The organism is Methyloceanibacter sp., from assembly GCF_050726195.1.
Taxonomy (GTDB): Bacteria; Pseudomonadota; Alphaproteobacteria; order Rhizobiales; family Methyloligellaceae; genus Methyloceanibacter.
Genome location: NZ_JBOHJC010000018.1, coordinates 1 through 24,212 on the forward strand (window position 1 = coordinate 1; position 24,212 = coordinate 24,212).

Annotated in this window: 27 protein-coding genes; 20 read left to right on the plus strand and 7 right to left on the minus strand. The window is 62.1% G+C overall.

Translation table 11 applies throughout. The features are described 5' to 3' along the window. Positions 1–466: 466 nt before the first annotated feature. Positions 467–1,516, plus strand: a complete 1,050-nt coding sequence (locus ACRECX_RS12515; protein WP_431559170.1) for a beta family protein — start codon at positions 467–469, stop codon at positions 1,514–1,516. Here ACRECX_RS12515 and ACRECX_RS12520 read toward each other — a convergent pair. Beyond that, complete coding sequence (locus tag ACRECX_RS12520; protein ID WP_431559171.1) at positions 1,504–2,160, minus strand: sce7726 family protein; 657 nt, start codon at positions 2,158–2,160, stop codon at positions 1,504–1,506. The genes ACRECX_RS12515 and ACRECX_RS12520 overlap by 13 nt on opposite strands. A gap of 946 nt (positions 2,161–3,106) precedes the next feature. On the opposite strand from ACRECX_RS12520, the gene ACRECX_RS12525 reads away from it, so the two are divergent. The 10 genes from ACRECX_RS12525 (at position 3,107) to ACRECX_RS12570 (ending at position 11,881) form a co-directional block, all read left to right on the plus strand. Beyond that, positions 3,107–3,739, plus strand: a complete 633-nt coding sequence (locus ACRECX_RS12525) for a hypothetical protein (RefSeq protein ID WP_431559172.1) — start codon at positions 3,107–3,109, stop codon at positions 3,737–3,739. A gap of 102 nt (positions 3,740–3,841) precedes the next feature. After that, positions 3,842–4,306, plus strand: a complete 465-nt coding sequence (locus ACRECX_RS12530; protein ID WP_431559173.1) for an Ivy family c-type lysozyme inhibitor — start codon at positions 3,842–3,844, stop codon at positions 4,304–4,306. 75 nt (positions 4,307–4,381) lie between these two features. Further along, a complete protein-coding gene (locus ACRECX_RS12535) occupies positions 4,382–4,783 on the plus strand; it encodes an Ivy family c-type lysozyme inhibitor (protein WP_431559174.1) in 402 nt (133 codons plus the stop codon). Beyond that, entirely contained in the window at positions 4,784–6,163 is a 1,380-nt protein-coding gene (locus ACRECX_RS12540; protein ID WP_431559175.1) for a TRAFs-binding domain-containing protein, read from the plus strand. A 17-nt stretch (positions 6,164–6,180) separates the two neighbouring features. Then, positions 6,181–7,179, plus strand: a complete 999-nt coding sequence (locus ACRECX_RS12545; protein WP_431559244.1) for a zinc-dependent alcohol dehydrogenase family protein — start codon at positions 6,181–6,183, stop codon at positions 7,177–7,179. Between the two features lie 487 nt (positions 7,180–7,666). Beyond that, positions 7,667–8,713, plus strand: coding sequence for a hypothetical protein (locus tag ACRECX_RS12550; protein ID WP_431559176.1), 1,047 nt, complete (start codon positions 7,667–7,669; stop codon positions 8,711–8,713). A 103-nt stretch (positions 8,714–8,816) separates the two neighbouring features. Beyond that, a complete protein-coding gene (locus tag ACRECX_RS12555) occupies positions 8,817–9,968 on the plus strand; it encodes a hypothetical protein (RefSeq protein ID WP_431559177.1) in 1,152 nt (383 codons plus the stop codon). 123 nt (positions 9,969–10,091) lie between these two features. Further along, positions 10,092–10,694, plus strand: coding sequence for a hypothetical protein (locus ACRECX_RS12560; protein ID WP_431559178.1), 603 nt, complete (start codon positions 10,092–10,094; stop codon positions 10,692–10,694). Positions 10,695–10,859: 165 nt separating this feature from the next. Continuing rightward, entirely contained in the window at positions 10,860–11,426 is a 567-nt protein-coding gene (locus ACRECX_RS12565; RefSeq protein ID WP_431559179.1) for a hypothetical protein, read from the plus strand. Beyond that, positions 11,414–11,881 carry a hypothetical protein gene (locus tag ACRECX_RS12570; RefSeq protein WP_431559180.1) on the plus strand — a complete coding sequence of 156 codons (468 nt, stop codon included), beginning with the start codon at positions 11,414–11,416 and terminating at the stop codon, positions 11,879–11,881. The genes ACRECX_RS12565 and ACRECX_RS12570 overlap by 13 nt, the downstream gene beginning before the upstream one ends. A 125-nt stretch (positions 11,882–12,006) precedes the next feature. On the opposite strand, the gene ACRECX_RS12575 is transcribed toward ACRECX_RS12570, so the two are convergent. Then, positions 12,007–12,219: a hypothetical protein gene (locus ACRECX_RS12575; protein WP_431559181.1), complete on the minus strand. Its 213-nt coding sequence runs from the start codon at positions 12,217–12,219 to the stop codon at positions 12,007–12,009. A gap of 149 nt (positions 12,220–12,368) precedes the next feature. Between ACRECX_RS12575 and adh the strand changes: the two genes are divergently transcribed. The 4 genes from adh to ACRECX_RS12595 all read left to right on the plus strand — a co-directional run bounded on the left by adh (position 12,369) and on the right by ACRECX_RS12595 (position 17,155). Then, entirely contained in the window at positions 12,369–13,889 is a 1,521-nt protein-coding gene (adh, locus tag ACRECX_RS12580) for an aldehyde dehydrogenase (RefSeq protein WP_431559182.1), read from the plus strand. 251 nt (positions 13,890–14,140) lie between these two features. Beyond that, positions 14,141–15,637, plus strand: coding sequence for an AAA family ATPase (locus ACRECX_RS12585; protein WP_431559183.1), 1,497 nt, complete (start codon positions 14,141–14,143; stop codon positions 15,635–15,637). A gap of 174 nt (positions 15,638–15,811) precedes the next feature. Next, positions 15,812–16,180: a DUF779 domain-containing protein gene (locus ACRECX_RS12590; RefSeq protein ID WP_431559184.1), complete on the plus strand. Its 369-nt coding sequence runs from the start codon at positions 15,812–15,814 to the stop codon at positions 16,178–16,180. An 84-nt stretch (positions 16,181–16,264) separates the two neighbouring features. Further along, entirely contained in the window at positions 16,265–17,155 is an 891-nt protein-coding gene (locus tag ACRECX_RS12595) for a response regulator (protein ID WP_431559185.1), read from the plus strand. Between the two features lie 40 nt (positions 17,156–17,195). Here the strand turns inward: ACRECX_RS12595 and ACRECX_RS12600 are convergent, their stop codons facing one another. The 3 genes from ACRECX_RS12600 to ybaL all read right to left on the minus strand — a co-directional run bounded on the left by ACRECX_RS12600 (position 17,196) and on the right by ybaL (position 19,819). Continuing rightward, entirely contained in the window at positions 17,196–17,426 is a 231-nt protein-coding gene (locus tag ACRECX_RS12600) for a hypothetical protein (protein ID WP_431559186.1), read from the minus strand. Between the two features lie 8 nt (positions 17,427–17,434). Continuing rightward, positions 17,435–17,977, minus strand: coding sequence for a hypothetical protein (locus ACRECX_RS12605; RefSeq protein ID WP_431559187.1), 543 nt, complete (start codon positions 17,975–17,977; stop codon positions 17,435–17,437). 87 nt (positions 17,978–18,064) lie between these two features. Next, entirely contained in the window at positions 18,065–19,819 is a 1,755-nt protein-coding gene (gene ybaL / locus ACRECX_RS12610; RefSeq protein WP_431559188.1) for a YbaL family putative K(+) efflux transporter, read from the minus strand. A 395-nt stretch (positions 19,820–20,214) separates the two neighbouring features. Between ybaL and ACRECX_RS12615 the strand changes: the two genes are divergently transcribed. The 5 genes from ACRECX_RS12615 (at position 20,215) to ACRECX_RS12635 (ending at position 23,002) form a co-directional block, all read left to right on the plus strand. Beyond that, the gene (locus ACRECX_RS12615; RefSeq protein WP_431559189.1) at positions 20,215–21,504 is read left to right on the plus strand and encodes a DEAD/DEAH box helicase; all 1,290 of its coding nucleotides are present in this window, start codon (positions 20,215–20,217) and stop codon (positions 21,502–21,504) included. Beyond that, complete coding sequence (locus tag ACRECX_RS12620; protein WP_431559190.1) at positions 21,501–21,743, plus strand: hypothetical protein; 243 nt, start codon at positions 21,501–21,503, stop codon at positions 21,741–21,743. Before ACRECX_RS12615 ends, ACRECX_RS12620 begins: the two co-directional genes overlap by 4 nt. A 33-nt stretch (positions 21,744–21,776) precedes the next feature. Then, on the plus strand, positions 21,777–21,956 hold the full coding sequence (locus ACRECX_RS12625; RefSeq protein ID WP_431559191.1) for a hypothetical protein: 180 nt from the start codon (positions 21,777–21,779) through the stop codon (positions 21,954–21,956). Positions 21,957–21,973: 17 nt separating this feature from the next. Beyond that, positions 21,974–22,216, plus strand: a complete 243-nt coding sequence (locus ACRECX_RS12630; RefSeq protein ID WP_431559192.1) for a hypothetical protein — start codon at positions 21,974–21,976, stop codon at positions 22,214–22,216. Between the two features lie 162 nt (positions 22,217–22,378). Beyond that, positions 22,379–23,002, plus strand: coding sequence for a hypothetical protein (locus ACRECX_RS12635; RefSeq protein ID WP_431559193.1), 624 nt, complete (start codon positions 22,379–22,381; stop codon positions 23,000–23,002). 81 nt (positions 23,003–23,083) lie between these two features. Here the strand turns inward: ACRECX_RS12635 and ACRECX_RS12640 are convergent, their stop codons facing one another. Continuing rightward, a complete protein-coding gene (locus ACRECX_RS12640; protein WP_431559194.1) occupies positions 23,084–23,521 on the minus strand; it encodes a hypothetical protein in 438 nt (145 codons plus the stop codon). Positions 23,522–23,716: 195 nt separating this feature from the next. Next, positions 23,717–24,148, minus strand: coding sequence for a hypothetical protein (locus ACRECX_RS12645; protein ID WP_431559195.1), 432 nt, complete (start codon positions 24,146–24,148; stop codon positions 23,717–23,719). Positions 24,149–24,212 lie beyond the last annotated feature (64 nt).

A 24,212-nucleotide genomic window follows, 5' to 3' on the forward strand; every position in this document is an offset into this window, starting at 1 on the left:
TTCCAGAGGGGGGTGGCGCGCCGAACGGCGCAGTCCGTAATGGTGTCGTGTCCTTGCGAGGACACGCGGGCGCCTTCCGGCGCGCCACTCGCGGCGTCTTACTCGGCATCGGGCCCCGCTTTCCGTTGGCCGGCGATGGGCTCCGGGCGGTCAGTCAGCTCCTGACAGGGGCCCGTGGTGGCCCCGGGGGGAGCCCCGATGCGGCCCGAGTGCCTCGCAGCGTACGAGGCCCGCAGGCGCCGCACCCCGTCCCGCCACTCAAGACGCCTCTAGAGCAACGCCCCTTCAGAAGGACGAGGTGGGAGCATTGTAGCGGGGAGAGAGGCGGAGGTCTAGGAATATTTTCCCGATAGGAGGCGAGGCCTATTTTCTAAGTATTGGGTGGTTGACAAGGAGCCTATGAGCAGCCATTTTAGAACGTATCATGAACATATGCGCCGGAGCATTTCGTGAACGGGGGTTCAGGATGCCGAAGAATTTCACCGACTATCAATACTATCCAGCCCTACGCTCCAGACTATGGGAGATGCGTGGCCACACGGAGCTCGATAAAGAAACAAAGTCAAAAATCATTCCAATAATCGCTTTAGCAAAGTACCAGAAAACAACCACTGCAGCAGCCGTAATTGAAACTGTAGCCAAGCTACTTGATGGCGGCCCATTCATTTTAGATGTCGAACCTTCGGTATATTACCGGTGCGACGACGCCCAAACGCTGTATGATCCTGATCAAGACTACGGTGCTTGGAGGAAACACGTTGCTAGCATACCCAATGTCATCCCATCCGTCCTGGTAAGAGCGAGTGGTGGCAAGCGTCCCATTATCCAACAAGCACTTAAGTTGGAGCAGAGCTTCGGCCAAATCGCGATCAGATCACGTAACCCCAGCAGCGATCTCGAGGTCTTATCGAACGTTCTTTCATCGATAGATGATGCGAAAAATCTGCTTGTCATACTGGACTATCAGTACGTGCGTGGAGCCTCGTCTGAGCTAGCCGACAAGGCGACCAACCTGATCGCCGGCCTTCGGGAAGTTAATAACGACGCGGTTATAGCACTAATAGGGTCCAGCTATCCTCAGGCGGCGGCGTCTTACGGTGACGCTGGGGCAACGCTCGAAATTTACGAGCGAAGCTTTCATGCGTCTGTCGCGTCAACGACAGACGTGATCTATGGCGATTATGCCTCTATTCATCCAATTGCCTTCGCGCCGCAGAAAAGCCTTTACGTCCCACGCATCGACTATCCCACGGCTACAACCTGGACGTTCAGGCGCTACCGCGACGATGACGGTGGATGGAAGAAGTGCGCTCAGGAGATAACAGACCTGCCTCAGTGGGATAAAGCTTTAGTGGAACAGTCGTGGGGTGCACAAAAAATCGCGGCCGCGAAAGCAGGTGACCTCACAGGTATGGGAGCACCGGGACCTTGGATTGCGGCACGCGTGAACATGCACATTTTACGTCAACTCGATTTTGATCCTGGCATTCCGAATGATGAAGATCAGGACGAGTAGCTACCCCAAGCTGACTTTCGCAGACTCGCCATTGCTATACTCGTGCCGACACACGATCTCGCCGATAAAAAGCGGTCATAAGTACGGGAGTGTCGCCGCTTGATCGCCTCTATCGCCGCAATTCGTAGAGATGCAAGCGGTAGCTCGGAAACAATAACCTCCAAGGTTTGGCGGTGGCCGCATGCGCGGCTGGTCAATCCCTGAGACTTCGCTACGCGCCCCAAGTCAGCAGTTGACATGTGCCGCAGCGCGGCCTCTCTCCCGAGTGAAGCAAGCCTGATCGGACGAACCCGGCGAATAGAGACAGCTCCCTCTTCTACAGACGCAGTGAATACGCCAACGCCATCTTCGATGCTGGCCAAGACGTTTTGCACGTGCTTAGGAGCCACAACAACAGCAACACCTTCAAACCAACGGGTGAAGCTGTCGATTTGTCCAGGCAGCCGGGCCAAGCTATCGGCCTCCGACTTGATCTCGTATGCAACAAGTTGCCCGTTCGCATGCACCAGGTCCGCGCGACGGCGCCAGCCCGGTACCAGCATCTCATTCACGATGACCGACGCGTCGTCAACCGCACCAGTCTCAAACAGATCGTCGATTAGAGCGGCCTTTATTCCGACCTCTCGTAGAGCGTAACGACTCATGTCGTTCCACGCGCCAATTCCATTGGTGATCTCTCCTCAAGCAATGCCTACTGGCTGTCTGCCTGATTTGCGATTACCCGTTTATTAAGAATAGGTCAATTTTCCTTACCTATCCCGCCGCTGGCGGACCCGGATTGCGCTGCGCTTATCCGGGCTACACAAAAAAGGGAGCCCGGCGGGGGCGCCGGGCTCGCAAGGATACTCCTTAAGGCTACTCTTAAGGCCTCGGCGCAGGTCGGAGGGATGGGATGAGCGCTGGCGCCGCTGCCAGAAAACCGAACGCCGGGCGATGCGGATGGTTCCGGGCGCAACCCCCGGTTTTCCCCCGCCCCGCCGTCACGGCAAGCGGAACGCTTGGAAGGAAGCCCGGCCCACGGGGGGAGGAGCCGGGCTTCCGCACTCATTTCCAGACAAGCACCGGTAAGGGGGGGTTGGGGGGGACTTTTCCCGGTGCCGAGGGTCTTAACGTGACGCGACGGCGATTGTTCCGCCGGCGGTGCAACGATAGATCCTGCCTGCCAGCCCCTAGAAAGAAGCCCCGGTCACCGATCGGGGACCAGGGCTTGGCAGGGCATTATCAGGAGCCGGCACGCTAGCGGCTTCTCGTGACAGATTTGCAACAAGACCGCGGCAAGTCGCGTTGGCAGATTTGCCCGTCGCGAGGGGGACACATTTCGCCGCTTCACTCATTCCCGGATGGGCGCATGGGAGCGGCGGCCGTTCCACGATCGAGGACGGGCGCGCGCCTCTCTTCCTCGCCCACCGACCCCCAAAGGAAAGGACCAGCTCGGACTTTGCATCCGGGCAGACGTTAACCTTTGGCGTCGCGAAAATGGACGGCGGTCAAGCCTTCTTTAACCCGGCCCGGGCTATGCATGACCTGGACAGGGCCAAGCGCCACTAGCGTCTGCCCGGCAGCCACTTCCACGAGATGCAAGGGGGAAGCATGCGCGTTGCGGTCGGTTCGGACGTTTCGAGGGATTCCAGACAGGCAGAGTTGGACCGGCATCTCGAAGCGATGTCGTTGTTCGTCGAGCGCGCGAGCGGCCAAGAGTGCGGCGCGCGGCGCTGCACCATGATCCTGCGCGCGGCAGACTCGGCACCGGCGCGCGCTCTGATCGCCATGAAGGATACGCTGGTTGGCGCGCGGGTCGGCGCACAAGCGATCCTCGCCAAGCTCGAGCCACAGGACGACCTCCGCCAGTTGTTCGCCGCGTTGTCGGAGCTTTCGCCGGAGGAGCCCGCGAGCCGGCTGATCCGCTGGGCGCGCAACCCCCGCCTGCTCAACGCCCATGAGCAAGCGACCTATGGCAGCTCCATGTGCTGGTCGGGCGACGCCATGCGGCGCGACGCCGACAAGCGCAACCCGCTCGTGCTGTTCGATCTGGAGTCGGCCGACGCGGCAGAGCTGGCGCGGCTGTCGTTCCAGGCGCTGTGGGGCGTCTCGGCGCCAGTGCCGGCGCGGCACCTCGTGGCGCGCGCGCACGCCAAGCCGTCGGGCGCCTATGAGCAGGCGCCAGAGGCGCCTGTGGCGGCGCTCCGCCGGAGCTTTCAGGGCTGGCCCCTCGTCCGCCACTAGGCGCAGCCGTTATAATATCGTCATCTTGCTCGCCTAGGCGAAGCCGGCGCAGCCTGGGGATGCGAGACGTTCGCCTCGCCCAAGACTGACGGAGTTTTTTGGATGCTCGCCAGATCGTTGCTCGTCCTGCTGCTGGCCGCGGCGGCGCCTGCCCTCGCCGAGGAGCCACCAAAGGAGCCGGTCCCCGCCGGGGAGCAGGCGAAGGCGCCGGAAGCTGCCGCTGAGAAGCCAAAGGGCCCGGTTCTCGCCGAGCTGATGAAGCAGTCGGGCTATGTCTACGCCTGGCAAAGCATGGTGGCGGGAGAGACCCTGCCGCAATGGGTCGGCGACTACGTCAAGACCCTGGACGGGCCGCCGATCCCGACGATCTCGGTGCCGCTCGACGGCGAGACCTACACGCTCGGGTTCACCTGCAAAGCCAACGCATGCGAGACCGATCAGCTCTATGTGCTGTTCGGGCCCGGGGCGCGGGATGCCTGGGGACTCCTGGTCGGCGGCGGCGGCCTCATCTGGCTCGGCAAGCCGGACGAGCGCATCCAACAGGCCATCCTGAGCGTCCTCGAATAGGTTCGCACTTCGGCCGTCGCCGGAACGGCGCTTGTGATACCGTCCTGTCCTCACTTCGACGACGGAGTCACGTCAATGCTCGCCAGATTGCTGCTTGCTTTTGTGATTTTTGGCGCCGCGCCGGCGCTGGCGCAGAATGAAGGTCCTTATCTCTTCGATCTCCTCGGCGACGGCGCCTATCGCGCCGCGTGGAACGGCATGCTCAACGGCGAGGCGGTGCCCGATTGGGTCGCGGCCTACGCCGAGGATTTCGACGGCCCGTCGTCGCCGTCGACCAAGGTCAGCGTCGGCGGGGAACCCTACACGCTCGCCTGGGTGTGCAAGGCGCATGATTGCGGCGACAACCAGCTCTACGTGCTGTTCGCGCCGGCCGGGCGGCAGGCCTGGGGGCTTTTGATCAGCGGCGGCGATCAGCGCCAGTGGCTCGGCAATCCCGACGCCGCCGTACAAGCGGCGATCCTGAGCGGCGTGCAGTAAATGACGATGGACGACACGGATCAGCTCGCGCCGCTCTGCTTCGTGCTGATGCCGTTCGGCAAGAAGCTCGACGCGGCGGCGCGGCTGACCAATTTCGATTCCGTATATAGCCAAGTCATCGCGCCGGCGATCGACCGCGCGGGGCTTGAGCCGATCCGCGCCGACGAGGAGAAGATCGGCGGCACCATCCACAAGCCGATGTTCGAGCGGCTGATGCTGTGCCACTACGCCGTCGCCGACATCACCGGCGCCAATCCCAACGTGTTCTACGAGCTTGGCATTCGCCACGCGATGCGGCCGCGTTCCACGGTGATCGTGTTCGCCGAGGGAACGGTGCTGCCGTTCGACATCGCGCTGGTGCGCGGCATCGCCTACAGGACCGACCAGAGCGGCGAGCCGGTCGACGCGGAGACGACCATCGCGGCGATCGCCAAGCAATTGATCGCGGCGCGCGGCAACCCGCTCGACGACAGCCCGATCTTCCAGCTGGTCGACGGCGTGCCGCGCTGGGAAGTGGACCACGCCAGCACTGACATTTTCCGCAAGAGCCACGATTACACGAAGAAGTACAAGGACCGGCTGGCGGTGGCGCGGGCGCAGAAGGATAAGGCGGCCGGCGAGGTCCAGAAGATCGCGGTGGAGCTATCCTCGGCCAATCTGCTTGAGATCGAGACCGGGGTCATGGTCGATCTGTTCCTGTCGCTGCGCGAGGTCAAAGCCCACGGCGCGATGATCGCGCTTTACGGGCGCATGCCGGCGCCACTGCAACGCGCCAAGATGATGCGCGAGCAGCTCGCCTTCGCCCTGAACCGCGAGGGCCGCTCGGCCGAGGCGGAGACCGTCCTGCGCGAGGTGATCGCCGAATTCGGGGCGTCGAGCGAGACCAACGGGCTGCTTGGCCGGGTGTACAAGGACCGCTGGGACAAGGCCAAAAAGGACGACCTGCCTGAGGCGCCCGCCCTGCTCAGAAGCGCCGTCGACACCTATCTCGCCGGCTTCGAGGCCGATTGGCGTGACGCCTATCCCGGCGTCAACGCCGTGACCTTGATGGAGATGATGGCGAAGCCGGACCCGCGCCAGGCGGCGATCCTGCCGGTGGTGCGCTACTCGGCGCGCCGCAAGATCGCCCGCGATCCGGACTATTGGGACCATGCGACCCTGCTCGAACTTGCCGTGCTGGCGCGCGACGCCGACGACGCGGGGGAGAAGCTCGGCGAGGCGCTCGCGGTGGCGCGGGCGCCGTGGGAGCTCGAGACCACTTCACGCAATCTCGGCCTGATCCGCGAGATGCGGGAAGGCCGCGGCGAGGACGCCGGCTGGATCGGCAAATTGGAAAAGACGCTGCTCGACCGCGCGGCCAAGCTCGCCGGCGCGGCCTGACGATGCCGCCTTTGACCATGCAGGCCATGGTGCTGGAAGCGGCGGGGCGGCCCCTCAAGGCGGTGGAGCTGAAGGTGCCAGAGCCGGGACCAGACCAAATCCTCCTCAAGGTACTGGCCTGCGGCGTGTGCCGCACGGACCTGCACATCGTCGACGGCGAGCTGTCCGATCCGAAGCTGCCGCTCGTGCTAGGGCACGAGATCGTCGGGCGGGTGGAGGCACTGGGCGCGAACGTGGAAGGCTTCGCTGTTGGCGACCGGGTGGGCGTGCCGTGGCTCGGCTATACCGACGGCACCTGCCGCCATTGCCGCGAGGAGCACGAGAATCTCTGCGATCACCCGCGCTTCACCGGCTACCAGATCGACGGCGGCTATGCGGGCTGGACGGTGGCCGACGCACGCTATTGCTTCACGCTGCCGGAGGGCTATTCGGACGCCGAGGCCGCGCCGCTCTTGTGCGCTGGGCTGATCGGCTATCGCTCACTGAAGATGGCGGAGGAGGCTCTCACAGGCGAGACCAAGCGGCTCGGCATTTATGGCTTCGGCGCGGCGGCACACATTGTGGCACAGGTAGCGCGGGCAAAAGGGTATGAGGTCTTTGCCTTTACCAGCCCCGGTGACACGGCGGCGCAGGAGTTTGCCCGCGAGCTCGGGGCGGTGTGGGCCGGAGGGTCCGACGAGATGCCGCCACAAGAGCTCGACGCCGCCATCATCTTCGCGCCGGTGGGGACGCTCGTGCCGGCGGCGCTCCGCGCGTCACGCAAAGGCGGAGTCGTGGTATGCGGCGGCATCCATATGAGCGACATCCCGGCCTTCCCCTACGACATCCTGTGGGAGGAGCGGGTGCTGCGCTCTGTGGCCAATCTCACCCGCGACGACGCGCGCGAATTCCTGGCGCTGGCGCCCACCATCCCAGTAGAGACGCGGGTGGTGCGGATGAAGCTATCCGAGGCGAACGAAGCGCTTCAGCGCTTGCGCCGGGGCGAATTGACCGGCGCGGCGGTGCTGATCCCGTGACGGCTAAGGCCGGGGCTCGTCCCGGGAAGTTCTCTATGACATAACCCCGATGAACTAAGGGGCTACCATAGGAACGAACGTCGCGATCCAATCAGGGCGTCGCAAGGCAAAGCCTTACCTCGAGGGCAAGTGGGCGAGCTATTACGTCGTTCTTCAAGGAGATTTCCTGAACGCGGTCAAATCGGCAGGGCCCCCAGAATCAGTAGCAGCGCGCGAGGCCGACGGTCGAAGGCGCGTCGCCTACAACCGCCTCGCAGGCTAACCGCCGCCACGATCCGTCTTGAGCGAAGCGCGGTTGTGTAGGATAGTCTTGCACCACAACAGCCCGTCGTGAGCTACGCGGCCCATGGTCCACCCTCGACGCCCTCTTGGTCTCTGGCACCGCCTGTGGCGCCTCACCTTATTCCCACTCATCGGCACACTCGCCATACTTCCCGCAACGGCCAACATCGTTGGCGAGGAGAACCGGCGCTATCTCACGCCCGAGGTGGCGGCCGAGCTCGGCCTGACGCCGGAGGAATACGAGCAGGCGCTCGCCTGTAACGTCGTGGTCGATTGCCCCGACAAAAAAAACCCAACGTCAGGCGCCATCGCCGGCGAGGCGGGCAAGATCGCGACCGGGAGTCATCTCTTCATGAACCCCGAGGGCAAGCCGCATCCTCACCGAGCGGGTTGCCGCATCCACAATTTCAAATATCCAAGGGATTTCATCGAGGTCTCGGTCGACGCTGCCGAACTGGCGCTGAGAAAAAGCTGGAAGGCGGATATGACGCAGGATGGCCTCTCTGCGACGCCGAAGAAGCGGCCCAAGGGCTGTACGAAGCCCTATCCTCTAGACGAGACCGAAACGGTGCTCGAGCCCGGCCATGAGGTCTTGGTCATCTCCGCTCATCCGGAAGGCATGTTGGGTGAGGACGGCTTGCCGATTGCCCCGAGGTACGATCTGCCGGTGGCCCAACTGTGTCACATAAAGAGGGCTATAAGGCCATCCAATCCGAAGCCCACAGTCTACTATACGGATTGCGACGGTGGCAATGGCGCTTCCGGAGGGCTTCTGTTTGCTGATATGGGTGGACGCCGTTACCCGAAGGCCGTCGTTAGCAGAGGCGGTCCGGCAGACGTCGATGGCGAGGATTACAGCGAGGAGCGGGGCAGCGGCACTGCCTTCGTGGCGATCGACTTTGACTTTCTCGACTTGGTCATGGGCCGTCCTATCCGTAGTGCCATCCCGGACACCTCCGCCGCCGCGGTTTCCGAATCACCTCACCCCGCGTTTTCGATCTCTCAGATGATCATCGACTACCGCGGTCCAGGGAATCCTCCGGAGGTCGGACGCATCGTAAAGACGGACAAAAGCTCGTGGTGGGATCCGGGACAAAACAAGCGATACAAGGAGAGCATCGACTCCGGCTCAATCATTCTCACCGAAGAAAGCATCGGAACAAAACTGAAGATCGACACGAACGAAAATCGCATCTTCAAGGCCACCGGTAGCGGCTGGGAAGTTCTCTATGACATAACCCCGATGAACTAAGGGGCTACCATAGGATTAAGATATGAGAGGTTCGCACGAAGGCCACAACAGCTCGCAAGTATTTGAGGTCATGTCAGCGAGTGGCTCAGCGGCGTTGGCTTTTATGCCGACCCGCTACGTTCTCGCTGCGGCTCTGATGGTGGTCGGCGTTCTGCCGGTGGCGGCCAACATCGTCGGCGAGGAGAGCCGGCGCTATCTCACGCCCGAGGTCGCCGCCGAGCTCGGCCTGACGCCGGAGGAATACGAGCAAGCTCTCGCCTGTAACGTCGTGGTCGATTGCCCCGACAAAGTACGCCCATTGTCAGGCACCATCGCCGGCGAGGCGGGCAAGATCGCGACCACGAGTCATCTCTTCATGAACCGCGAGGGCAAGCCGTATCCTCACCGAGCGGGTTGCCGCATCTACAATTTCAAATATCCAAGGGAGTTCATCGAGGTCTCGGTCGATGCGGCCGAACTGGCGCTGAGAAAAAGCTGGAAGGCGGATGCAACGCAGGACGGCCTCTCGGCGACGCCGAAGAAGCGGCCCAAGGGTTGTACGAAGCCCTATCCTCTAGACGAGACCGAAACGGTGCTCGAGCCCGGCCAGGAGGTCTTGGTCATCTCCGCTTATCCGGAAGGCATGTTGGGTGAGGACGGCTTGCCGATTGCCCCGAGGTACGATCTGCCGGTGGCCCAACTGTGTCACATAAAGAGGGCTATAAGGCCATCCAATCCGAAGCCCACAGTCTACTATACGGATTGCGACGGTGGCAATGGCGCTTCCGGAGGGCTTCTGTTTGCTGATATGGGTGGACGCCGTTACCCGAAGGCCGTCGTTAGCAGAGGCGGTCCGGCAGACGTCGATGGCGAGGATTACAGCGAGGAGCGGGGCAGCGGCACTGCCTTCGTGGCGATCGACTTTGACTTTCTCGACTTGGTCATGGGCCGTCCTATCCGTAGTGCCATCCCGGACACCTCCGCCGCCGCGGTTTCCGAATCACCTCACCCCGCGTTTTCGATCTCTCAGATGATCATCGACTACCGCGGTCCAGGGAATCCTCCGGAGGTCGGACGCATCGTAAAGACGGACAAAAGCTCGTGGTGGGATCCGGGACAAAACAAGCGATACAAGGAGAGCATCGACTCCGGCTCAATCATTCTCACCGAAGAAAGCATCGGAACAAAACTGAAGATCGACACGAACGAAAATCGCATCTTCAAGGCCACCGGTAGCGGCTGGGAAGTTCTCTATGACATAACCCCGATGAACTAAGGGGCTACCATAGGATTAAGATATGAGAGGTTCGCACGAAGGCCACAACAGCTCGAGGCATTTGAGATCATGTCCAGTGAGTGGCGCTGGACCTTTGTCATCACCAACACCGATTGAATAGCGATGCGATACGGTCTCACATCGATTGCGGCGGCGTTGGGATTCTTGGTTTTGGCGGTATGGCCCATAAATGCACTCGTGATCGGCGAGCTCGACTACCGCACCGAGGAGGAATACGCCAAGGAGCACGGGCTCAGCCTCGACGAGGTACGCGGGCGCTACGCCGCGACGGGCGTCGTTGAGTGCGGGGGAAAAGCTGTTGGATCAGCGCAGTTGACCGCGTGGGGTGACGTCGTGACGACGGCCGCGCATATTTTTGTAAATCCCGATAACTGCGCGAAGTGGCCGTTTTCGATTCTACGTAAGACCTATTGGGTCATGCTGCACGGCGAGTTTCTACAAGCGGTGAAGGCGGCCTCAGGAGCAGAAGGCGAGTTCATCGAATATAGTGTCCGGGGTGACACCATACAGTCAGGGATCTTGGAAAAGACCAGTTCCGGCTGGCTCCACAACGGAAAAGGCCATTTCGCGGAAATGGCTAGCAATGATGGAATGTTAATTCTCAAGGAAGTTGGTGGAGATACTCAGTTTGAAATCCATCTTGACCAGAGAACAATCGTACGCGCGGCGCGGTCACTCGCAGACATTCGAGATTATTTCCGGTGAGTGATATTACGGGACCGCTGGAGCTTTGGGTTGGCCGACCAACGCGGCCTTAGACTGAGTTATGGGGCTGATGTATCGGTACCTCCCAACTGCCAGAGATCCGCTGTCCATCATTGGGAGCGCCGACACCGTCTGCGGGGCGCGCCGATGACATCGCATCGATCAATGAGTGAATTGGAGCCAGACCGCATGACAGGGTGCAGCCGTTTTCCGGCAATAACCATCCCTCGGCTACCCAGCGGCTTACTTCGAGTTGCTGCCCTTGGCCTTGCCATCGGTTCGACCCCGATCGTTCCCTTGACTGCTCATATCGTTGATGGAGCCGACAGTCGCACCGAACAGCAGTTCGCCGAAGAACACGGGTTAAGTTTGGAAGAGGTTCAGCGGCTCTTTGCCGCTACTGGGAAACTCGAATGCAACGGAAAAACATTATCCACGGCTCAGCTCACTGTATGGAACGACGTAATAACCGCCGCCGGACATGCCCTGTGGAATGACGAGTGTCAGAGACTATCTGAGCCAGAGCAATGTACGTTTCAGCTCAGCGGGCGAAAGCCGGTGCGCGTCTCTGAATTGATTGCGACAGGGTTGCGATGTCCCGACAAATTCTATCGAACGGACGATTGGCTAGTCTTGAAACTTGAGCAAGCCGTCGAGGATGTAAAGCCCTACCAAATTGCCAACAGGCGGAGAATGAGTCTGCCCCGCGAGGATGGGCAGTGTTTGCCTTAGCTGAGGAGTTTAGCGCCGGACGCGAGAAGGTTATTGCCGAATGTAATATCTTTAATAGAACTGCACATCCTCTCCTTTGGGGCACGGACTGCGATGCTTCGGCGGGAGCCTCTGGTGGCGCGTTGCTCGATACAAATGTTACAGAACCAGCGATACTGGCGATCTTGGTAGCAACCAGCAATAGCGAGAAAGGTATCGTGGAGCCGAAGCAGCAGGGTCGGCCTGACCGCAAACGCTTTGACTACTCCCACGGAGCTACCTACTTCGTGCCCCTCAGATTCTATTTCGTGCGGGCTGTGCTCGATGCACACGGCGCACCAGGGGCAAAGGTTCCGGGGGAAGACGGGACCAGCGGTGAGGAAAAGACTAACGACGATCCGCCTGCCCCCGAACGAAAACTTCCTCGAGAGCCGCTGCCCGCGCGCATTGAACCCGACGATCAAATCGAGCTTTGAGCCATGTCGACCCTCCGGGGATATTGACGCGGGTGGTGCCGATGAAGCTTGCGGACGCCAATGAAGCGCTACAGCGCTTGCGCAAAGGTGAATTGACCGGCGCGGCGGTTCTCATCCCGTGACGGCTAAGGCCGGGGCTGGTCCCGGTCCTTGCCGATCTCGATGTCGACGCCCTTGTCCTTGGTGATCTCGCCGGAGAAGCCGGGCACGTCGATCTTCACCACCTCCTGCTGCTGGCGGTAGTAGAGATAGCCGAGAACACCAAGGCCGATCAGGGCGATGGCGAGCAGAACGACGAGCACCGCGTTGGGCCCGCTCTGTGTGCGTTCACCAGCCATGACAACTCCTCCCAGGTAATTGCCTGGAAATGAACGCCCTCGCGCCGGTCCGGTTCCAGGGGCGGCAAGTCCCCCTTGACCCAGGTCAATGCCGGGGATCAGATTGATGAGAAATAACCATAAGTGACAGTCCCTAAGGGAGGAGTTCCATGCTGCACCAGGTCATCGAGACCCTGAATTCGCGGGCGGCCTTGCGGCCCCGCTACGACAACTTCATCGGCGGCGACTGGGTCGCCCCGGTGGACGGACGATATTTCGACAATATCAGCCCCATCACCGGCAAGCCGGTGTGCCAGATCGCCCGCTCGCAGGCGGCCGACGTCGAGCTTGCGCTCGACGCCGCGCATAAGGCGCGCGAGGGGTGGGGCAAGATGGCGCCAGCCCAGCGCGCCGCCATCCTCAACAAGATCGCCGACCGCATGGAGGAAAATCTCGAGCTGATCGCCGCGGTCGAGACCATCGACAACGGCAAGCCGATCCGCGAGACGCGGCTCGCCGACATCCCCCTCGCCATCGACCACTTCCGCTATTTCGCCGCGTGCGTGCGCGCCCAGGAAGGCACGCTTGGCGAGCTCGATCACGACACGGTCGCCTATCACTATCACGAGCCGCTCGGCGTGGTCGGTCAGATCATCCCGTGGAACTTCCCGATCCTGATGGCGGCGTGGAAGCTTGCACCGGCACTTGCGGCCGGCAACTGCGTGGTGCTGAAGCCGGCCGAGCAGACGCCCATGTCGATCATGGTGCTGATGGATCTCGTCGGCGATCTGCTGCCGCCCGGCGTGCTCAACATCGTCAACGGCTTCGGCGTGGAAGCCGGCAAGCCGCTCGCCCAGAACAAGCGCATCGCCAAGATCGCCTTTACCGGAGAGACCACGACCGGCCGTCTGATCATGCAATATGCTACTGAGAACCTGATCCCAGTGACGCTGGAGCTCGGCGGCAAGTCGCCGAACATCTTCTTCGCCGACGTCATGCAAGAGGACGACGACTTCTTCGACAAGACGCTCGAAGGCTTCACCATGTTCGCGCTGAATCAGGGCGAGGTCTGCACCTGCCCGTCGCGGGCGCTGGTGCAGAAGTCGATCTACGACCGCTTCATGGAGAAGGCGATCAAGCGCGTCGAGAAGGTGAAGCAGGGCAACCCGCTTGACGCCGACACCATGATCGGGGCGCAGGCCTCCAACGATCAGCTGGAGAAGATCCTGTCGTATGTCGACATCGGCCAGAAGGAAGGCGCCAAGCTCTTGACTGGCGGCGAGCGCAACAAGCTGAACGGCGACCTCGCCGAGGGCTACTACATGCAGCCCACGGTGTTCCAGGGCCACAACAAGATGCGCATCTTCCAGGAGGAAATCTTCGGCCCGGTGCTGTCGGTCACCACCTTCGAGGACGAGGACGAGGCGCTCGAGATCGCCAACGACACGCTGTACGGCCTCGGCGCCGGCGTGTGGACTCGCGACATCAACCGGGCCTACCGGTTCGGCCGCGGCATCCAGGCCGGCCGAGTGTGGACCAACTGCTACCACCTCTATCCGGCTCACGCGGCGTTCGGCGGTTATAAGAAGTCGGGCATCGGGCGTGAAAACCACAAGATGATGCTCGACCACTACCAGCAGACCAAGAACGTGCTGGTGAGCTATAGCCCGAAGGCGATGGGCTTCTTCTAGGCGCGGCGTCTTAAACTGTTTGACCTCGTCATCGCCGGGCTCGACCCGGCATGGCGAGGAGGATAAGCTGAGCCCCCACCCGGCGCGTGCTCTTGACATGAACGCGGCATAGGGACCATTACCTCTGGGGCATCCCTGAGTGATGGAACCTGCAATCCTCACGATCCCCACGTCGACGTTCCTATTCTTCTTCTTCCTGTCTTTTAGCTTGCGATGCTCGCGTACAGAGACTTGCTCGCCACAGAGCAAAAATGGAGGAACGAGAGTTGAGGATTTTGCTGGTCCGCCTGGATCACTTTCGACGTTTCACCCAACTGGAGATAAGAGATATCCCGGACACGGTTCGACTCGTGGTGCTTGCTGGACCAAATGGCTCGGGGAAATCGTCTTTATTTGATGCGTTCGCCCTCTGGCACCAAATTAACGCGCACCACAGCTGGAAGGGCGACCTCAGCTATTATTCCAAACTTTCGAACCTGCAACTTGAAATCCAGAAGCGAACAAAAGTTGCGGTTTATCCAGGTTCGGACCCCCTGCGGAAGGAGGCCTTCTATTTTCGCACGGCATACCGCAATGATCCCGAGTTTACGCTGAACCGTCTGGACCGAGTGGGACCCGCCGTCGATGAGTTTCGCTTTCGTCGCATGATCGAAGGGGACGCAACGGTAACTCAAAATTATCAGCGACTTGCCTCTCAAGCTTTTGAAGACGTTTTTGACCGGGAGTCGCCCACAACCACCATCGGGGACTTTCGCGAGCGCGTGGTCGGCAACATCAGGGATTCGATCAAGAGACTCTTTCCTGATCTAATTTTAAACAGCCTAGGCAATCCGCTCGATCACGGAACATTCAGGTTCGACAAAGGCGGCTCGAAGGCTTTTGAGTATAAGAACCTATCTGGAGGGGAAAAGGCTGCCTTCGACCTAATCCTCGACGTCATTGTAAAAAGGGATGTTTACGGGGATGCAGTCTATTGCATCGATGAACCTGACGCTCACATGAACAGCCGACTTCAAGGAGCCCTACTTGAAGAACTCTATAACCTCGTTCCTGGCGCTTCGCAGTTGTGGGTAGCCACCCACTCCATTGGCATGATGAGCAAGGCTCGAGACCTTTACGCGAAATTTCCCGGAACCGTAGCCTTTCTGGATTTTGGTGATCACGACTTCGACAAACCGGTAATTATTACTCCCTCGCGGCCAACACGCCAATTTTGGGAGCGGGTGCTGGCCGTTGCATTGGATGACCTCGCCAACCTAGTAGCGCCCAGAGAAGTCGTGATCTGCGAAGGCAATCCCGGAGGGGCAATACCCGGCAAAAACGCTGAACACGATGCGACCGTCTTCAACACGATATTCGGGGAAGAGATGCCGGATGTGAAATTCATAGCCGGCGGAAACGCCAAGGATGTAGCGGCCGATAGGTTAGGATTCGTGGCCGCGCTACCCAAAATGGCCTCTGGGATTAGAGTGCGGAGATTGATTGATCGAGATGATCACGCTCCAGCAGACGTTTCCAAGATGGCTTCCGAGGGGATCACTACGTTAAGCCGCCGCAATATCGAGTCTTATCTCTATGACGATGAAGTTTTGAACGCGTTGTGCACCTCGGTGGGAAAAGCAAGCGAAGCTGCAACCCTGATCGCGGAGAAGCAAAGGGCGATTACCGCAAGCGTCGGGCGAGGCAATGCACCCGACGACATCAAATCCGCCGCCGGACAATCTATTCGGAGGCGAGGCGAATCTTAAAGCTGACAGCTGTCGGTAACGATCAGATGGCGTTTGCTCGTAGCACGTTGGCGCCCTTAGTGAAGCCGGGCACAGGCGTTTATGAGCAGCTTAAGATAGATATCTTCGGCATAGCCTAGATAGCGATGAACAAGCTGGAGTATGCTGTGGCGTTGGTCCGCTATGGAGGCCTTGATGGTTGAGCGAGTGCTGGCGACGGAGGCGACGCTCGAATTGATCGAGCGGCTGAAAGAGAAGCATGGGCCGCTGATGTTCCATCAGTCTGGCGGCTGCTGCGACGGCTCGGCGCCGATGTGCTACGTCCATGGCGAGTTCAAGGTCGGCGGCAACGACGTCTATCTCGGCGACATCGGCGGCTGCCCGATGTACATGGACGCCGACCAGTTCGAATATTGGAAGCACACGCAGCTCACCATCGACGTGGTGCCGGGCCGCGGCCACGGCTTCACCCTGGAGGCGCCCGAGGGCCTGCGCTTCCTCACGCGCAGCCGCGTGTTCACCGACGAGGAGGTCGACGAACTGGCGGCCGCCACTCAGAATTAACGAACCCTTAAGCGGCTTTGGCAGCACCGTGTTAGCAATTCCCGCATAGAATTTTGACACAGAAATCAAATCGATAGCCATCCGATGCCGACGGCCCCCACGCCTGCCAATCCGCGGCAAAGTCCGCAAGCGCTCGCAGGTAAGTCCGTACTGATCGCCGACGATGACCCGGTCTTGCTGCGGGCACTGGAGAATCGTTTCCGTTCACTCGGTCTGCGGGTCGAAACCACGGGCGATGGCCTCCGTACGCTGCTTGCGGTCGCGAAGGGAAAGCCTGATCTTCTGATCCTCGACCTCAATCTGCCGGATGTCGACGGCTTCAGAGTGGTCGAACGCCTTACAGACACCAAATTTCCGCCTCTTCCGGTCATAGTGCTCACCGGGACGGAAGACGACGCGGCGATTCAGCGGTGTGAGGACCTTGGCGTTCTCTACGTTCACAAGGACGCGGATGTCTGGCCAGCACTTCTTTCGGCGATCCAGCAGATCTTCGACCAGAAGAAGGTCGTGGACAATGTCCCCGATACAATCAGGGACGAGTTGCCCGCCCGGACGCCCCGCATTCTTCTGGTCGACGACTCCCGGACCGTACTGAAGGCCCTCACCAGCGGACTGGAGAAGTACGAGCTCGACATCGTGCAGGCATCGAGCGGAATGCAAGGCTACTGGTTGACCCTAAAGGAACGGCCAGATTTGGTAATCACGGATCACAACATGGAGCAGGGCAGCGGACACTACCTTCTCAGCCGGATCAAGAGCACGCCTTCGACACGGCATATCCCCGTGATCGTGTTCACAGCTGAGGCATTAACGGAAGGGCTGCGCCACTCTATCCAGCGTGACCTCAAGGGGCGAGGCCAAGCCGCAGCCTTCCTCACCAAGCCTATAAACGTTGCCGCGCTAGCCGATGTGATCGGGCAGTACGTGCCACTGCGCCGCAGGCCCAGCACAACGCCCAGGTCCACCTTCGGCTAGCCCTTCGCCGCACGAACGTGCCAAGGCCTTTTAGCCGCGGCTAGTCGGTGAAGAAGCGGCGCAGGCGGCCCACCTCGCGCTGAAACGCGCGCTTCGCCGATTTCGTCCGCGATGTAGCTTTTGCCGGCTGGGGGCCGGGCTTGGCCGCGGACAGGTCTGGCTTCGGATCGGGCGCCGGCACCGTCTCGGTCGCCGGCGTGGTCGAGCCCGTCGCTTCAGGGTCCGCGGCGGCGGTTTCGGAGTGTTGCTTGCAGGCTTCGCCCTCCGGCACCCCGTCCTCTACGGACGGCGTGCCGGGGCCACAAAAGGGTTGGTTTCAACGGCCCTTTCGTTCTTGGCAACACATTCCTCGAGACGGTCGAGCGCCGCCCCGCTCTTGTCGAGCGGCACGCGGATGGTGGCGCCCGCCGCAACCACATCGAGGGCGCTTGCCGCGCGCAGGCCCGAGGCAAACTTGTCGTCGCCGATCTCGGTGGAGACGGAGCTTGCCTCGGCCGCGACCTCCATGTCGAAATTCCTCGGGCCGAGTTTCATGGTCACCGGATATTGCTTGCCGGATTCGAGCTTCCAGTTCGGCGAGGTGAGCAGGAGCGTAAGCCCCTCCCCTTTGCGCACGAATGTCACGACGACGTCGTCATCGAGCTTGCGGCTGATAGTGCAGCGATCGAAATTGTCGGCCTTGTAGGTCGCCTCGATTTCCCATGGGCCGATGCTCTCGGTCTTGGCTTCCTCGCCCTCAACCGCTGCGACCGACGGCGCGAAGGCAAGCACCGACGCGGCGGACACGAGGAGCCCGAGGGTTGGGCCGGTCTGGTTGCGCATGATTCCCTCCTGCGAAGGGCTGGCTAGCGATGGGTCCTCCACCCCCAAATCAACGCCGATTCGCCAAATGCGTTCCAGGCCTAACTCTCACGCGTCGGGTTCCAAAGCCGGAACATGCTCGCCGGCGCCCGGCTTGGTGGGCGAGCGCACCGACCCCACGTCCTCGATCATCGCCTTGGCGATCTCATGCTCGCCCATGACCACAAGGTTGGCGCCGAGCTTGATGAGATGGTCGATCTCCGCTTCCGAATGCGCCCGGGCAATGATCGGCAAGGTCGGGTTGAGCGCGCGTGTCTGCTCGACCACCTGCCCGCCCTCGAACGCGTTGGGGATGGCCACCAGCAGGCAGCGGGCTTCGCCCACGTTCGCGGCCTGAATAATCTCGGGATCGGCGGCGTTGCCGCTCACCGCTTCGATGCCCTGCTCCCGCAGTTGCGCCACGTCGTCGGCGTTGTCCTCGATGATGAAGACCGGCGTGCCACGCTCGCGCAGCGCATTGCTGATGAACTTGCCGACGCGGCCATGGCCGATGAGGACGACGTGATCCTTCAGCGCCGTCGGGCGGATCGGCTCGCGCGCCGGCATTTCCTCCTCTTCCTCCTTCTCGGCCACGCTCGGCGACGCCGCCTCGGCGGCTTCGGCGGCGGCTCGTTCACGCCAGGCGTAATAGGCATCAAGGGCGGCGAACAGCAGCGGGTTGAGCAGGATGGAGATGATGGCACCGGCGAGGATAAGGTCGCGGCCCTCGCCCGGAAGTATGCCGAGCCGCATGCCGAGATTGGCGAGGATGAAGGAGAACTCGCCGATCTGCGCCAGCGAGGCGGCGATGGTGAGCGCCGTGGTGCGCCCGTGGCCGAACAGGCGCACGACGACATAGGCGGCGGCCGATTTGGCGATGACGATGATGAACACGGTGGCGAGCACTGCCAGCGGCGCCTCGGGAATGATCGTCGGGTCGAACAACATGCCGACCGAAACGAAGAACAGCACGGCGAAGGCGTCGCGCAACGGCAGCGACTCGGTCGCCGCCTGCTGGCTCAGTTGCGACTCGCTCAGCATCATGCCGGCGAAGAAGGCGCCGAGCGCCAGCGACACGCCGAACAGCTCGGCGGCGAGGAAGGCGAAGCCAAGGGCGATGGAGAGCACGGCCAGGCGGAACAGCTCGCGGCTCCCGGTGTGCGCCACATAGTGCAGCAGCATGGGGATCAGCTTCTTGCCGATAAGCAGCATGGCGGCGACGAAGATGGCGAACTTGCCGAGCACACTCGCCACCTGGCGTACGATCTCCATAGCGTCGGGCGCGGGCGCGCCCTCGCGGAACAGTCCGGTGAGCCCCGGCAGGACGACGAGGGCGAGCACCATGGCGATGTCCTGCACGATCAGCCAGCCGACGGTGATGCGCCCGCGTTCGGTCTCCACCAGCCGGCGCTCCTGCAGAAGGCGCAAGAGCACGACGGTGCTGGCCACCGACAAGGCCAGGCCGAAGATGAAGCCGGCGCCGGGGCTCCAGCCGAGCCCCCAGCCGACTGCCATGCCGAGGGGGGTTGCCACGAGGCCTTGCGCCACGGCGCCAGGGATGGCGATGGCCCTGACCGACAACAGGTCCTTGAGCGAGAAATGCAGGCCGACGCCGAACAGGAGGAGGATGACACCGACTTCGGCCAGCTGGTTGGCGATGTTCTGGTCGGCGATGAAGCCGGGGGTAAACGGCCCAATGAGAATGCCTGCGACCAGATAGCCGACGAGCGGCGGCAGCTTGAGGCGGTGCGCGACGACGCCGAGGCTGAAGGCGAGCACGAGGCCAATCGTCAGGGTGGAAACGAGCGGCGGTACGTGCAGCATTTGGAAGCCTCGGCTAGAGTCCGGCACGGACGCTCGGAGGTCCGCGACCTCTACCGTGACAATGAATTGTCGCGCCGACAATCCCTCCGTGCCACCAGGGATAGCGAAACGTGGTCGCGACCGCCTGAAGGGCGCCCTGAGGGCACGGCGGCGCCATAGGGCGTTTACGCCGTTCGGTATCTTTCCTTGACAGCCGGGGACCCAGTCTCCATGTTGCGGGCACATCGATTGCTCGCGATCGCGCGTAGCTGCCGCAAGAAGCGGCACCTCTCATCCGAGACAATTTCCCGATTTTCGTCTGCCCCCAGACAGCGCGTGGGGTGAGGCAAACGTCCTCACGATTCGCGCGTGCCATGCGTGCGCGCCCCGTGTCCGGCGGTAAGGAACATTAATAAGTGACCTCTTCTTTCGATTCGCTCGGCCTCGTCGAGCCGCTGCGGCGTGCGCTTAACGCCGAGAAGTACCTCAAGCCTACCCCCATCCAGGTGCAGGCCATTCCCGTCCTCCTCGAGGGCAACGACCTGCTCGGCGTGGCCGAGACCGGCACCGGCAAGACGGCGGCGTTCTCGCTCCCCCTCCTGCACCGCCTGTCGCGCCAGCCCGGGCCGCGCGTCCCCGGCGCGCCGCGCGCCTTGATCCTGGCGCCGACCCGCGAGCTGGCCCGCCAGATCGGCGAGCGCATCGACGCCTACGGGCGCCACCTCAGCCTGCGCGGGGCCGTGATCTTCGGCGGCGTCGGCCAAGGACAGCAGGTCAAGGCGCTCAGGGCGGGCGTGGACATTCTGGTCGCGACACCAGGCCGGCTGCTCGACCTCTGCGGCCAGCGCCACGTCCGATTGGACAAGGTTTCCATCCTCGTGCTGGACGAGGCCGACCGCATGCTCGACATGGGGTTCATCCACGACGTGCGGAAGATCGTCGGGCTGTGCGGCAAGGAGCGCCAAACCCTCCTGTTCTCGGCGACCATGCCGCCGCCGATCGCCAAGCTCGCCCACGACATCCTGCGCGAGCCGGTGCGCATCGACGTGTCTCCCGTCAAGGTCGCGGTCGAACGCATCGAGCAGCGCGTCTACTTCGTCGGCGCCAAGGACAAGCGGACATTACTCACCGAGCTGATCAAGGACCCCGCCATGGGACGGGTGCTCGTGTTCACGCGCACCAAGCGGGGCGCCGACCGCGTCTGCCGGTTTCTCGTCCAGGCCGGCATCGCCGCCGATGCGCTGCACGGCAACAAGGCGCAGAACGCACGCGTGCGGGCCCTTGACGGCTTCCGTAACGGCAAGGTGCGCGCGCTCGTCGCTACCGACATCGCCGCGCGGGGTATCGATGTTCCCGGCATTTCTCACGTCATCAACTACGAGCTGCCGAACGAGCCGGAGAGCTATGTGCACCGGATCGGGCGCACCGCCCGCGCCGGCGCGGGAGGAGCCGCCTTATCTCTCTGCGATAACAGCGAGCGAGCCTACCTTACGGCGATCGAGCGCCTAATGCGCGCCCGGGTGGATGTAGCCGAGCACCGCCTTGCTGAAACGCTCGACGAGCCTGTGGCGCGGGCGCCGGCACGAATTGCCCCCGCCCGTCCTGCCGACAAGCGGCGGAGACGGCAGCGTAGCCGGCGGCCGGCCCGGGCAGCTACGTCCAATTCCTTTCGCGAGATCCTCGATCACCTGGAGGCGCGCCAATGAGCAAGACGACCTCACGTGTTTCCGCAGCGCGGCGCAACGCCGAGACCATCCTCAATCAAGGCCAGAAGCGGCAAGAGAGCTTCAAGCTTGAGCAGAAGCTTGCGCACGACGCCATGATGCAGAAGACGGCACGTTTGCGCGAGCTTCGCCTGGCCAAGGAGGCCGCCGACAGGGAAGCCGCCGCATCCGCGCCGGTCACCCCGAAGACCCGCAAGCCGCGGCGATCCAAGCAAACCTAGCCTTAGGATCGCCAAGGAGAGAGGAGAGCGCAAATGGCGTTCAAACCCAACTACAACTTCCAGAAGGCCGAGCGGAACCGGGCCAAGGCCCAGAAGAAGCAGGAAAAGCTGCAGCGTCTCCAAGAGGAGACCGCCAAGCGCAAGGCAGCGCGCGGCGACGAACCCGACGCCAGCGGCTCGCCTGCCGCCGATAAGAGTTCCGACGATGCCTAGCCGAAGGTTGAAGCGTTATGGCTAAGAAGCAACAGGCCCGACCGAGCGGCTTCGTGTTGTTCGATGTGATCTACGAGGACGGCACGCAGACATCCAACCGGAAGGTGCCCGTAACCGAGCTTGGCGGCTTGGATGGCGATGCGCCCGCCCGCACCTTCGTCGAGATCCAGGACCGCAAGATCGCCGAAATGTCCGGGAGCGCCCGAGGCCGGATCAAGTCGATTGCCCGGTCGCGCAGGCCCCGACCCAGCGCCGGCTAGACACCCCTCCCAAGCGCGAAGTGCCGTAATCCGTTGCCGGAATGTACCCTTCCGCGACGTTCGGGCGGCCAGTTCCCTTGCGCCCGGCGTCGACTATAGTGTGGCCACCGCCCCATGCGGCGGCTCCGTATTCAAATCAACTCTGTCCTGGGAGGTAGGTACATGCAGGTTCTCTTCGCCGCCGTGAAGGGGATGTTGGCGTTAGGCGTGGCGATGATCTTCGCCGACGAGGCAAGGGCTCAGATTCCGATCGAGGAAGAGGCCGGGGTCATCCAAATGACCGGCACGGTCGAGGCCATCGAAATCCCTGAACGCTTGATCACCGTGGTCGGTCCCGGCGGCAACACCATCGTCGCCGTAATCAGCCCCGACGTGAAGGACATCAAGGTCATCAAGCTCAAGGAGACGGTCACCATCAGCTACACCCAGGAAGTTGCCGTGGCGCTGCGCAAGGCAGACGGCCCGCCCCAGACCAAAGAGCAAGACCTGGTCGCGGCGGAAGAGTCCGGCATGGACATGAACGCGCCGACCGTCGCCGAGCAGGACTGGACCGAACTCACCCCCTCGGGCGGCGCGAGCGAGCTGACTACCATCGAGGTCACCGACACGATCAGCGCCATCAACCGCAACAAGCGCACCGTGACGTTCGCCGGCACCGGCGGCAAGACCCGCACCATCGTGGTCCCGCCGAACGTGCCTGGCTTCGACTCGCTCGAAGTCGGCGACATGGTGGTGCTCGAGGTGACGCGCGCCGTCGTCGTCAACATCCAGGTGAAGCGCGCCTAGCGGAATTTGCTTTCGTCGCAATAAGCGAGGGCAGGAGTCGTCCTCCTGCCCTCATAGCTTGCCGTTCAACAATTCTCAGAACTACATCGTCGAAGCGCCAACCACCTCGTGGTCGGTGATGACGCATTGCCAGGCGCCGACCGTCGGGAAGTCGCGCAGATCCTGACGCTGCTCGAGGAACTGCATGGCCGCGAGATAGCCGCCATGGCCCATGCAGGCGCTTGGCGACATGAGGTCGGCGAGAAACTCCATGGGCACAGGCACGTCGATGCAGCCCAGGGCGATGAGCGCCGCCTTGCGCTCATCGAGCGTCAAGGCCTTCTCGTTGTCGTAGACCTTGCCGTGACCGGTGGGCTCGAGCGGAATCTCGGCGCGATGGCAAGCCTTGACGATGAGCTGCACGTAAACGGTCTTGTCCTTGTCTTCGCCCATCCTGGTCGGCTGCGACGGGTCGCCAGCGGCGGCAGGGGCACAAATCGCGAAGCTCAGCGCGAGGGCGGCGATCGAATTGCGAGTCATGGCGGCGTCCCACATTCCAAGAGCGAGCCGGCCGCGCTCCTCGTTGCCTTCAACAAGCGGCCGGCCGGGGCCGCCATCAGGTACCAACAATCCTATACAGCTTTGCGAAGCGCCGCGACCGGCGCGTTTTGGCGCGACAGGGCCAGCTCCCGCTGAATCGGGCGTGTTCACGCGCTTGTGACCCTCGTGGCAGAGCTACATCGTCGCCGCGCCGACCACCTCATAGTCGGTCACCATGCACTGCCATGCGCCGACGGCGGGGAAGTCGGCGAGATCCTGCCGCCCCTGCAAGAAGCGCATGGCGGCGACATAGCCGGCGTGCCCGCGGCACGCCGTCTCGCTCATGTCCGCGACATGCTCCATGGGAATTGGGACGTCGATGCAGCCCATCTCAGTGAGAGCCGCTTTGCGCTCCTCAAGTGTCTTGGGCGCCTCGTCGTTATAGATTTTTCCCTGGTTGGTAGGCTCGAGCGGCACCTCTGCTTGCGGGCAAGCCTTGATAATAATCTGCAGATAGGTCGACCCGTCGCCGCCAGAACTCCATTCCTTGTGGGCGACTCGATCCACGGCCCACGACGGAAGTGACAATCCGGCGACGGCAAATGCGGCAAGCAACGGACGTATCATGGCGACGCCCCATGTTCCTGAGTGCGCACCGGCCCGCGCTCTGATTGATGCGTGTCTGAACGAC